The sequence below is a fragment of the Pseudomonas khorasanensis genome (assembly GCF_014268505.2).
GTDB lineage: Bacteria > Pseudomonadota > Gammaproteobacteria > Pseudomonadales > Pseudomonadaceae > Aquipseudomonas > Aquipseudomonas khorasanensis.
In genome coordinates this window covers 485,588-497,048 of sequence record NZ_JABWQP020000001.1, presented here as the reverse complement: position 1 = coordinate 497,048, position 11,461 = coordinate 485,588, and the positions used below count along the sequence as shown (strand labels likewise).

Genomic DNA, 11,461 nt, shown 5'->3' with positions numbered 1-11,461 from the left:
CAGATGCTGGCGTATATTTTTCGGCGACTGCTGCTGATCATCCCCACCCTGTTCGGCATTTTGCTGATCAATTTCGTGATCATCCAGGCCGCGCCCGGCGGGCCGGTCGAGCAGATGATCGCCAAGCTCGAAGGTTTCGAAGGCGCCACCAGCCGCATCGCCGGCGGCGGCGCCGAGGTGGCGGTGGCCGGCTCGTCCTATCGCGGCGCGCAGGGACTGGATCCGGCGCTGATCAAGGAAATCGAGCACATGTACGGGTTCGACAAATCGGCCCCGGAACGCCTGTGGATCATGGTCAAGAACTACGCGCAGCTGGACTTTGGCGACAGCTTCTTCCGCGACGCCAAGGTCATCGACCTGATCAAGGAAAAGATGCCGGTATCGATTTCGCTGGGCCTGTGGAGCACGCTGATCATGTACCTGGTGTCGATCCCGCTGGGGATCGCCAAGGCCACGCGACACGGCAGCCATTTCGACGTCTGGACCAGTTCGGCGATCATCGTCGGCTATGCGATCCCGGCGTTTCTGTTCGCAATCCTGCTGATCGTGGTGTTTGCCGGCGGCAGCTATCTGGACTGGTTTCCGCTGCGAGGCCTGACCTCGAACAACTTTGACGAATTGAGCATGGGCGGCAAGATCCTCGATTACTTCTGGCACCTGGCGTTGCCCGTCACGGCGCTGGTGATCGGCAACTTTGCGACCATGACCTTGCTGACCAAAAACAGCTTCCTCGATGAAATCAACAAACAGTACGTGGTCACCGCCAAGGCCAAGGGCCTGACGCGCCATCGCGTGCTCTACGGTCACGTGTTCCGCAACGCCATGCTGTTGGTGATCGCCGGTTTCCCGTCGGCATTCATCGGCATCTTCTTCACCGGGTCGTTGCTGGTGGAAGTCATTTTCTCCCTCGACGGCCTGGGCCTGATGAGTTTCGAAGCGGCGATCAACCGTGATTACCCGGTGGTGTTCGGCACGCTGTTCATCTTCACCCTGCTCGGGCTGGTGGTGAAACTGATCGGTGACCTCACCTACACCTTTGTCGATCCGCGAATCGACTTCGAAAGCCGGGAGCATTGAGATGAATCTGTCCCCTCTCAACCGCCGCCGCTTCGAACTGTTCAAGGCCAACAAGCGTGGCTGGTGGTCGCTGTGGCTGTTTCTGATTCTGATGGGGCTGAGCCTGGGCGCCGAGCTGATCGCCAACGACAAACCGCTGGTGGTGCATTACGACAACAACTGGTACTTCCCGGCGATCAAGCGCTACCCGGAAACCGCCTTCGGCGGCGAGTTCCCGCTGGAAGCCAATTACAAGAGCCCGTACATCCGCGAACTGCTCAAGGCCAAGGATGCCTGGGTGCTGTGGGCGCCGATTCCCTACAGCTACCAGAGCATCAACTACGACCTGAAAGTCCCCGCGCCAGCGCCGCCCTCGGCGGATAATTTGCTGGGCACCGACGACCAGGGCCGCGACGTGCTGGCGCGGGTGATTTATGGTTTCCGGATTTCGGTGCTGTTTGCCCTGACGTTGACAGTACTGAGCTCGATCATCGGCGTAATTGCCGGTGCGCTGCAGGGTTTTTACGGCGGCTGGGTCGATCTGGCCGGGCAGCGTTTTCTGGAGATCTGGTCAGGGTTGCCGGTGCTGTACCTGCTGATCATCCTCGCCAGTTTCGTCCAGCCGAATTTCTGGTGGCTGCTGGGGATCATGTTGCTGTTTTCCTGGATGAGCCTGGTCGATGTGGTGCGTGCCGAGTTCCTGCGCGGGCGCAATCTGGAATACGTGCGCGCGGCGCGGGCCTTGGGCATGCAAAACGGCGCGATCATGTTCCGCCACATTCTGCCCAATGCCATGGTGTCGACCATGACATTCATGCCGTTCATCCTCACCGGCGCCATCGGCACGCTCACCGCGCTGGACTTCCTCGGCTTCGGCTTGCCGGCCGGCAGCCCGTCGCTGGGTGAATTGGTCGCGCAGGGCAAATCCAACCTGCAGGCGCCGTGGCTGGGCATGAGTGCGTTTGCCGTGCTGGCGCTGATGCTGAGTTTGCTGGTGTTCATCGGCGAGTCCGCTCGCGATGCCTTCGACCCGAGGAAGTGAAATGAATCAGGACAATCTGATTGAAGTGCGTGACCTCGCCGTCGAGTTCGGTTTCGGCGAGCGCATACACCGTGTGGTCGAGGGCGTGAGTTTCGACATCAAGCGTGGCGAAACCCTGGCGCTGGTTGGCGAATCCGGCTCGGGCAAATCGGTGACGGCGCACTCGATCCTGCGCCTGCTGCCCTACCCCATGGCGCGCCATCCGGCCGGCAGCATCAATTACGCCGGGCAGAATCTGCTGGGCTTGAGCGAAAAGACCCTGCGCCACATTCGTGGCAACCGCATCGCGATGATCTTTCAGGAGCCGATGACCTCGCTCAATCCACTGCACTCGATCGAAAAGCAAATCAACGAAATCCTCGGCATCCACAAGGGTTTGAGCGGCAAAGTCGCGACCAGACGCACGCTGGAACTGCTGGAAATGGTCGGCATTCCCGAGCCGCACAAGCGCCTCAAGGCCCTGCCCCACGAACTCTCCGGTGGTCAACGCCAGCGGGTGATGATCGCCATGGCCCTGGCGAACGAGCCGGAACTGCTGATTGCCGACGAACCGACCACCGCGCTGGACGTGACCGTTCAGCTGAAAATCCTCGATTTGCTCAAGGAACTTCAGGCCCGATTGGGCATGTCGTTGCTACTGATCAGTCACGATTTGAACCTGGTGCGAAGAATTGCGCATCGCGTATGTGTCATGCAGCGCGGTTGCATCGTCGAACAGGCATCGTGCGCAGAGCTGTTCCGTTCGCCGCAGCATCCGTACACTCGGGAACTGCTTGGCGCAGAGCCCAGCGGCGGTCCGGCGAGCAATGAAATCGGGGCGCCGCTGCTCGAAGTCGAGGACCTGAAAGTCTGGTTCCCGATCAAGAAAGGCCTGCTCAAGCGCACGGTGGATTACGTCAAGGCAGTGGACGGCATCAATTTCAGCCTGCCTCAGGGTCAGACCCTGGGGATCGTGGGGGAAAGCGGTTCCGGCAAATCCACGCTGGGTCTGGCGATTTTGCGGCTGATCGGCAGCAAAGGCGCCATCCGCTTTGAAGGCAAGCAGCTAGACTGCCTGACGCAGAACGAGGTTCGCCCGTTGCGTCGGGAGATGCAGGTGGTGTTTCAGGACCCGTTTGGCAGCCTGAGCCCGCGCATGTGCGTCAACGACATCGTTGGCGAAGGCCTGCGGATACACAAGATGGGTACCGCCGCCGAGCAGGAAGCGGCGGTTATTGCGGCATTGAAGGAGGTAGGTCTGGATCCGGAAACCCGGCACCGCTACCCCCACGAATTTTCCGGTGGGCAACGGCAGCGCATCGCCATTGCCCGGGCCCTGGTGCTCAAACCGGCGCTGATCCTGCTGGACGAGCCGACTTCGGCCCTCGACCGGACGGTGCAGCGGCAAGTGGTGGAGCTGTTGCGTTCACTGCAAGCCAAGTACAACCTGACGTATTTGTTCATCAGCCATGACCTGGCTGTCGTCAAAGCGCTGAGCCACCAGTTGATGGTGGTCAAGCATGGCCAAGTGGTCGAACAGGGAGACGCGCAAAGTATTTTTGCCGCCCCCCAACATCCGTATACACAGCAGTTGCTGGAAGCCGCTTTTCTGGCACCAGCCACTGCGCAATAACCTGAAAGAGGAGCAACACATGGGTTTTCTCGCCGGTAAGCGCGTACTGATCGTCGGTGTCGCCAGCAAGCTGTCCATCGCATCCGGCATCGCTGCCGCCATGCATCGCGAGGGCGCTGAGCTTGCCTTCACTTATCAGAACGACAAACTCAAGGGTCGCGTCGAAGAGTTCGCACAGGGCTGGGGTTCGAGCCCTGAGCTGTGCTTTCCGTGCGACGTGGCCAGCGATGAAGAAATCGCCAAGGTCTTCGAAGCACTGAGCAAGAAGTGGGACGGCCTGGACTGCATCGTTCACTCCGTTGGCTTCGCTCCGGGCGACCAGCTGGACGGCGACTTCACCGAAGCCACCACCCGCGAAGGTTTCCGCATCGCTCACGACATCAGTGCCTACAGCTTCGTGGCGCTGGCCAAAGCCGGCCGCGAAATGATGAAAGGCCGCAACGGCAGCCTGCTGACCCTGTCGTACCTGGGGGCCGAGCGCACCATGCCGAACTACAACGTGATGGGCATGGCCAAGGCTTCGCTGGAAGCCGGCGTGCGTTACCTGGCCGGCTCCCTGGGCCCGGACGGTACCCGCGTCAACTGCGTATCGGCCGGCCCAATCCGCACTCTGGCCGCTTCCGGCATCAAGAACTTCCGCAAGATGCTGGCCGCCAACGAAGCGCAAACCCCGCTGCGTCGCAACGTCACCATCGACGAAGTCGGCAACGCCGGCGCCTTCCTGTGCTCCGACCTGGCGTCGGGCATCAGCGGTGAAATCATGTACGTCGACGGCGGCTTCAACACCACCGCGATGGGCAACATCGAAGAGTGATCTTCCTGTAGCCGATAAAAAACCCGCCTCTTGTGGCGGGTTTTTTTATGCCCCTGATTTCAAGCCCGATCCCTGCGCAGCTGGTTTGCCAGCGACGAGGCCTGAATCAGCAGCGCTTCAACGCCTGCTTGTGCGCATACATCGCGCCGTCCGCGTCCGCCAGCAGCCGATCCACCGTTTCGTGGCGTTTGGGGTCGTATTCGATCTGGCCGACGCTGAAGCGAATCGCGTACCCGCGGTGCAGCGTGGCGTTGCGTTCTTCGAGGATTTCCTTGAGCCGCGTCATGATCTGCGTGGTTTCGACGTGGCTGGAACCGGTCAGCAGCGCGACAAACTCATCACCCCCCAGGCGCCCGACCACATCGCTCTCGCGAAAGGCAATGCGCAACACATCGGCGAAGGTCTTCAACGCACCGTCGCCCTCGGCATGGCCGTACAGGTCGTTGATCTGCTTGAAGTCGTTCAGGTCGAAAAACAATAGCGTCGCCGGCCGGTTCAACCGCGCGCAGGCATCCAGCGCATGCTGGGCCAATTGCTTGAAACCACGGCGATTGGACAGCAGCGTCAGCTCATCCATGCTCGCCATCTGCACCGCGGTCAGCTCTTGCTCGGCCATCTCTGCCAGGTCACGCAACAAGGCGCGCTCTTCTTCATCGAGGTCGCGGGGTTTGGTGTCGATCAGACACAAAGTGCCCAACTTGTTGCCCTGAGGCACCGTCAGCGGATAGCCGGCGTAAAAGCGGATATTCGGCGCGCCCGTCACCAATGGATTGTCATGAAAACGCACATCCTCCAGCGCATCGGGCACCAGCAACATTTCATCGCGCAAGATCGCATGGCCGCAGAACGACACATCGCGCGACGTTTCGGTGGCGTCCAGACCCACGCAGGACTTGAACCACTGGCGATCCTTGTCCACCAGCGTGACCAGTGCGATCGGCACGTTGAACAAGCGCTTGGCCAGGCGCGTCAGCCGATCGAAACGCTCTTCAGGGGCAGAGTCGAGCAGGTTGAGATTTTCCAGCGTCTGGATTCTTACGGTTTCATTGTCGGGTTTTCCGGGCACCTGCATCTGCACACTCCGTAAACAGTCATGCTGTGAGCGTAGCGCGAAATCGCCGAAGATTACATCGATCGTCGGTGCGCTCACGATCTCACTGAATGCATTACCCCTCTGCCCGCCCCTTGCCTTCACGATCACCGCTGTAATGTCTGGCCAGTGGAAATGCAGGCAGCCATGACTCGCGGCGCACGGTCCAGCTCTCGTAGGTCGGTTTCAGTTGATCGGGCGCATCGAGTGCACCGAGATTCAGCTCTATTTCATCGCCACTGCGGTTGAACACCGACGAGCCACAGCGCGGGCAGAAATGCCGCCCTTTGTACTCATGGGTTTCGCCACTGGTGGTCACCGCCTCTTCAGGAAAAATCGCCGAAGCATGGAACAGTGCGCCGTGGACTTTGCGACAATCGAGGCAATGGCAGAGCCCGACCCGGTAAGGCTGGCCAGTCGCTTGAAAACGGACCTCGCCGCACAGGCATCCGCCGGTGAAGGGATTCATGGTTTCTCTCCTTTGCGTCCTTGATAAACACAATTGTTAGATGGTGTTTAAAAGAACCTATGCGTTACACCATCCGACCTACAACACCTTGCGTCGTTACCTACGCGTACGCCAGAATCCGCCGGCTTACGCGGCTATGAGGCTGGCTATATCGTTTGTCCGTCACTAAAACAGTGATCGGGTTTGGTAGCCCGCTTCAAATTGTCGTTGTTGCGACACCTCAATGCTGCCTCTTTTTTGAGGTATGGCTTTGTATGGTGGGCATGCGTGGGGCTCCTCTGTGAGCGCCGGGTTTCCCGATTTGACCGGTCTACCAACCTGCGCATGGCCGCCACCCGCCGTTTGGTAGCGAGGGTGATCGCTCCCATTTATCAAATTGGAGCTTCATTCATGTTCAAAGTAACCCCCAACCCGCCAATCCCCCACGACCCCGCGCTCGATCCGCAGAAAGTCAAAGAAGCCGCCGACCGCGCCCTCGACTACTACCTCAAGCCAGAACACCTCGCCGTCCCGCCGCCTCCGCCCAAGGCCAGCCCCGTTTATATAGTCGACCCCACGCTGGATGACGAAACCCTGCTCGTCGAAGCCTGCGAATCGCTGTCGTCAGCCAATGCCATGGCCGGCAACATCGCCAACTCTATCGGCGGCCCGGAGCGCAGGCCGATCCTGGCGCTGCAACAGCTGATCATGATGAACGAACTGCTGGTCAATCGATTGCTCGACAATCTGCGCTTGCCGCATTAGGCATCAGACATCCCGACCCCGTGCACGCGTTTCAAGCCTGAACTGCAACGCGCGTTCGACGGCCAGAGCTAATACACTCGAGCGCAGACCTGCCGGGAAGGATCACGATGAGACACGCCGCCGCGAAAAACCCTGAAAAAGCCCCGCGCTTCTGGCGTGACGACGCTCTGCCCTTCATCGAGGCGCGCGCTATCGCCGATGGACGTGAAGTCTGCTATGCCCGGCATTCCCATGCGCACTTTTCCATCGGCGCAATCACCGCCGGGCGCAGCACCTATGTGCATGAGCAAGCGCAGACTGAAGTGGTGGCCGGCACCGTGGTGCTGATGAATCCTGGCGATGTGCATGCGTGCAACCCGATTGATGATGAGCCATGGTCGTATGTGATGTTGTATGTCGAGACGCCGTGGCTGACGGATTTGCAGCATCAGTTGGGGTTTGCGGTCGATCTTGAGTTTCGCCGGTTTGCAGAGACGCATTTGGCGGATGCAGAGTTGTTTGGCAAGTTGATGGCTTTGTATGACGTGTTGGTCGACGACCAGCCGGAGGCGCTGGCCAAACAGAGCGCGGCCGTGGAATTTTTCAGTGATCTGCAATCACGCCTTAATCCGGCCGATCAGCCCACGCGTGAGCCCAACTTCAAACTGGAACGCGCTGCGGACTTCATCCGCGAACATTGCACCGAAGTGTTGAGCCTTGACGCTATTTGCGCGGCGGCACAGCTGTCGCCGTCCTACCTGATTCGTGCGTTCAAACAGCGTTACGGGATGACGCCCCATGCTTTTTTGGTCAACCAACGCATCCAGTTCGCCCGTGAACAGTTGCGCAGCGGACGGTTGATTGCCGATGTGGCGCTGGAGGCGGGATTTGCCGATCAGGCGCATTTTCAGCGAGCGTTCAAGCAGCATCTGGCGGCGACACCGGGGCAGTATCGCGGCTGAACCCGATCTACGGACAAACATCGATCCCCCTGTAGGAGCTGACGAGTACAAGGGAGTGCATGGTCAGGGAATCAGGTGAGCAGCAGATACATCGCGCTAACCGCCAGCAACAAAGCCATCAACCGATTGAACCAGCGCATGCCTGCCGCGTTGCCCAGATACCCGCGCAGGAACGTCCCGGCATACGCCCAGCAACCCACCGAGACATAGCAGATCACCAGATAGATCGCCGCAAACTGCCAGACCAGCCGGGTCTCGCCATCGGCGACAAACGCGCCCATACCCGCCACGCACGCCAGCCAGGCCTTGGGGTTGAGCCATTGCATGACCGCGCCGTAAAGCATCGACGGTGCCCGACCGGAGTCGCGGGTGTTCAACTGGCCGTCGTCGGTGGCGAGCTTCCAGGCCATGAACAGCAAAAACGCCACGCCGGCCAGTTGCACCACGCGGGTCATGAATGGCCAAAGCTCGAGGACTTCGTGCAGGCCCAGGCCCATCAGCACCAGCAACAGCACAAACCCCAGCGTCGCCCCGGCCACATGCCGCTGACTGGCGCGAAAGCCGAACTTCGCACCGGAACTCAGCGCCACGATATTGACCGGCCCGGGGGTAATGGAGGCGGCCAGCGCAAAAGCGGCCATAGAAACAACAAGACTCATCGCACACCTGCTTCAAAACGAGGAACGAGGTGGCTACGGTAGCCAGTGGCGTCTTCCCGGTATTGAAGAAAATGCCCCTGACTCATCAAAGCGGTGGGCCATCCGATCGTTCCCACGCTCTGCGTGGGAATGCAGCCCGGGACGCTCCGCGTCCCGAACTACCGCAGCTCCTGCTGAGGCATATGTGCGCAGATCAGGCCAGGCGCGGCACGGTGAAGCGGAATTCGCTGCCCTGCCCCGGCTCACTCTCGGCGGATATCTGGCCGCCGTGGGCTTCGACGATGCCTTGGGTAATGTACAAGCCGAGGCCGGTGCCGGTCGGGTTGCCTTCCTTTATCGTCCAGTAACGATCGAATACGTGAGGCAAGTGCTCCTTGGGAATGCCTTCGCCGCTGTCACGCACGGTGAAGACGATTTCATCGCCGACCGATTTGGCATGCACACCCACCGTACCTCGGCGCGGGGTGAATTTGATCGCATTGCCGACCAGGTTCGACAGCACCTGGAACAACCGCTCGGGGTCGGCGTGGATGCGCAGATCAGGATCGGCCTGAAAGGAAATGCTGATGTCCTTGACCTGCGCCAGCGGCAAGAGCAACGCCTGGGCTTCTTCGAAGATGTGTCCGACGTCCAGCAGCTGCGGGGTGATTGTGTAGCGCCCGGCGTCGATTTTTGACGTGTCGAGCAGATCTTCCAGCAACGTGTTCATCCGCGCCGTGGCCTGCTGCATGGTGTCGATGGCCGTGGAGATGCGCCGCGAGGTGTGCGCGCCATCCGAGCTGAAGGCTTTTTGCATCATGCCGCAGAGCATCGAGATGACCGTCATCGGGTTGCGCAGATCATGAGAAACAACGGCCACCAGCTCATCACGGGCGCGCACCGCTTCCTGCTCGCGGCGCACCTGCCGGGCCAGATCGTTTTCCAGTGCCGAGCGACGCAGATCATTGGCCGCAAACAAGTCACCGTGGCTCCACTTGACGGAGATCCCCGCCATTTCGACTTTCCAGATTTCGAACGAAGTGCGCGGACGCAGGCGCAAACCGGCGTCGGAGTTTTCCAGGTCCAGCGGTTTGCGCGGATCGCCACTCCAGTTGATGTTTTCCTTCACCTCGGGACGGAACCACAGCACGCCGTTGTCCACCGGTTTGGGCAGACTCATGGCGAGCACCCCGCTGGCAACCTGCTGATACTGCGCCGCTGGCGGATAAACGCTGGACAGGTGATGGCTGGCAAACACCGGTTCACCGCGCTCTTGCAGCCATTTGTGCAACGCGCGAATTTCTTCCGGCTCTGGACAGTTGCCGTAACGGTGCAACTGCTTGTCTTCGATAATCGCGATGCCGCCGGCACTGGCCAGCGCCATCAGCGTCGCGGGCTGCCGAGCGAGGCCGTCGAAGACATTTTGCGGCGAATCGATCATGGCCTGATTAAGCCGCGCCAGCGCCTCGACCTTTTCTTCGCGCTGGCGAGTGAGCTCAAGGGTTTCCATCGCGCTGATCTGCAGCGACAAGACCTGGCCGATGGTCTGGCAGGCCATGCGCAATTCATGCGGCACGTGCAGCGGCTGGCGATTGCCGCAGCTGATCAGGCCCCAGAGCTTGTCACCCTTGAGCAAAGAAATGCTCATCGACGACAACACGCCCATGTTCTTCATGTACTGACAGTGAATCGGCGACACGCTGCGCAGGGTGGCAAAACTCAGGTCCAGCGGCTTCCCGGTGTCGGGGCGCAGCTTCGGCACCAGCGGCACCGGCTGGTAATCGGCGTTGGGGATGATGCGCAGCCAGTTGGTGCGATACAGCTCGCGCGCCTGCTCGGGAATGTCCGAGGCCGGGAAGAACAGGCCATTGAACACTTCCATCGAAGGATCGGACGCTTCGGCGATGACCTGACCGTGGCCCTCCTCCTCGAAACGGTAGATCAGCACCCGGTCGTAACCGGTCATGGCCTGGATTTCCTTGACGCTGATGTCGTACAAGGCCTGCAGCGTGGTCGCCGCTTGCAGGCGCTGAAGCAGGCGGCCCAGGTGGGTTTTGACCCCGGCGACGTTGCGTGGCTGGAAATTGTTCTCGTGGACTTCCAGCTCAAGAATCAGCACGCCCTGGTGCCGATGCAACAGGCCCTCGAATGCCGTGCCGTTGAGTTCGAAATGCAGCGGCTGCGCCGCGGAAAACGCCGATTGCTGCAAGGCCTCAACCACTTGCGCGGTGTGCTCGACGCCGATCAGGCTGGCCAGCGGTTGACCGATCAACGGCTGCGGCGAGCGATCCAGCATTGTTTCGACGTTGGCGCTGACCTGAATGATCTGCAGCGCAGGCTCGCTCAGGGTCAGCAGCAAACCGTGGGGCTGGATCGCGCCGGGAAAACGGATCGGCTCGTCGGCACAGTTGGCGAGCAATTCTTCAAAGGCTTGAGGGTCTTGCGGGTTCATGCCAGTACCTCCTGGCGCTCGAGCCACTGCTCGAAACAGGCGAATGTAGTTTGTGCTGCGCTCACGACGGCCGCGCGTTCGGTGGCATCGAAAGGCCGGCTGCCCAGGTATTCGATGAAATCGCGCCAGCGCCGCCCGGTGGCCGCGCCGTAAATATCGAGGAACGCGGCGCCGTTGTCGGCATCCAGGTTCAAGCGAGCGGCGATTTCGCGGCGCAGGATCTGCCCGCCCAGGGTGGCGCCTTCGAGCACGTACAACACGCCGAGGCTGGCGGCGCTGGAATCGATCAGTGGCAGTTCCTGGCACAGCGGCGGCGTGGTTGCGCTTGCGCCCAGTGCCTGCAGATCGGCGCGCAGGGTTGCAGCCTTCAAACGAGGCATCAGATCGAAATCGTCGGGGATCGCGCCGCTGTCGAGCAACGCCTGTTCCAGTGGCTGATAAAAACCGTAATAGGCCTGCATCAACTGCACAAAAGCCTGGGTATCAAGGGTGTCGGAAAAAAAAGGAAGGCGTTTTTCCAGTGCGATGTGCAGTTCGGCGGTGCCGGCCCGCAGATCTTGCAGCACCGGTGGCACATAAACCTCACGGGCCTTTGCTTGCATG

11 protein-coding genes are annotated in these 11,461 nt (G+C 60.4%); 6 read left to right on the top strand and 5 right to left on the bottom strand.

What is annotated here, in order from left to right; genetic code table 11:
* Positions 1-3 precede the first annotated feature (3 nt).
* From HU727_RS02410 to fabI, 4 genes are read left to right on the top strand one after another with little or no spacing between them, the layout of a single operon-like run.
* Positions 4-1,077 carry a microcin C ABC transporter permease YejB gene (locus tag HU727_RS02410; protein ID WP_186528102.1) on the top strand — a complete coding sequence of 358 codons (1,074 nt, stop codon included), beginning with the start codon at positions 4-6 and terminating at the stop codon, positions 1,075-1,077.
* Between the two features lies 1 nt (position 1,078).
* Entirely contained in the window at positions 1,079-2,098 is a 1,020-nt protein-coding gene (locus tag HU727_RS02405; RefSeq protein WP_186528101.1) for an ABC transporter permease, read from the top strand.
* Position 2,099: 1 nt separating this feature from the next.
* A complete protein-coding gene (locus HU727_RS02400) occupies positions 2,100-3,710 on the top strand; it encodes an ABC transporter ATP-binding protein (RefSeq protein WP_186528100.1) in 1,611 nt (536 codons plus the stop codon).
* 19 nt (positions 3,711-3,729) lie between these two features.
* On the top strand, positions 3,730-4,524 hold the full coding sequence (fabI, locus tag HU727_RS02395) for an enoyl-ACP reductase FabI (RefSeq protein ID WP_007906751.1): 795 nt from the start codon (positions 3,730-3,732) through the stop codon (positions 4,522-4,524).
* A 106-nt stretch (positions 4,525-4,630) separates the two neighbouring features.
* On the opposite strand, the gene HU727_RS02390 is transcribed toward fabI, so the two are convergent.
* Together HU727_RS02390 and HU727_RS02385 are read right to left on the bottom strand one after the other, a co-directional pair.
* Positions 4,631-5,596 (bottom strand): sensor domain-containing diguanylate cyclase, encoded by a 966-nt coding sequence (locus HU727_RS02390; protein ID WP_186528099.1) that lies wholly within the window; start codon positions 5,594-5,596, stop codon positions 4,631-4,633.
* Between the two features lie 94 nt (positions 5,597-5,690).
* Positions 5,691-6,083: a GFA family protein gene (locus tag HU727_RS02385; protein ID WP_186528098.1), complete on the bottom strand. Its 393-nt coding sequence runs from the start codon at positions 6,081-6,083 to the stop codon at positions 5,691-5,693.
* Positions 6,084-6,473: 390 nt separating this feature from the next.
* Between HU727_RS02385 and HU727_RS02380 the strand changes: the two genes are divergently transcribed.
* Both HU727_RS02380 and HU727_RS02375 read left to right on the top strand, forming a co-directional pair.
* The gene (locus HU727_RS02380; RefSeq protein ID WP_186528097.1) at positions 6,474-6,827 is read left to right on the top strand and encodes a DUF6124 family protein; all 354 of its coding nucleotides are present in this window, start codon (positions 6,474-6,476) and stop codon (positions 6,825-6,827) included.
* 107 nt (positions 6,828-6,934) lie between these two features.
* Complete coding sequence (locus HU727_RS02375) at positions 6,935-7,768, top strand: AraC family transcriptional regulator (RefSeq protein ID WP_186528096.1); 834 nt, start codon at positions 6,935-6,937, stop codon at positions 7,766-7,768.
* 71 nt (positions 7,769-7,839) lie between these two features.
* Here HU727_RS02375 and HU727_RS02370 read toward each other — a convergent pair whose 3' ends face one another.
* The 3 genes from HU727_RS02370 to HU727_RS02360 form a co-directional block, all read right to left on the bottom strand.
* A complete protein-coding gene (locus HU727_RS02370; protein ID WP_186528095.1) occupies positions 7,840-8,427 on the bottom strand; it encodes a LysE family translocator in 588 nt (195 codons plus the stop codon).
* Between the two features lie 193 nt (positions 8,428-8,620).
* The gene (locus tag HU727_RS02365; protein ID WP_186528094.1) at positions 8,621-10,858 is read right to left on the bottom strand and encodes an ATP-binding protein; all 2,238 of its coding nucleotides are present in this window, start codon (positions 10,856-10,858) and stop codon (positions 8,621-8,623) included.
* Complete coding sequence (locus tag HU727_RS02360; protein ID WP_186528093.1) at positions 10,855-11,460, bottom strand: biliverdin-producing heme oxygenase; 606 nt, start codon at positions 11,458-11,460, stop codon at positions 10,855-10,857. Before HU727_RS02360 ends, HU727_RS02365 begins: the two co-directional genes overlap by 4 nt.
* Position 11,461 lies beyond the last annotated feature (1 nt).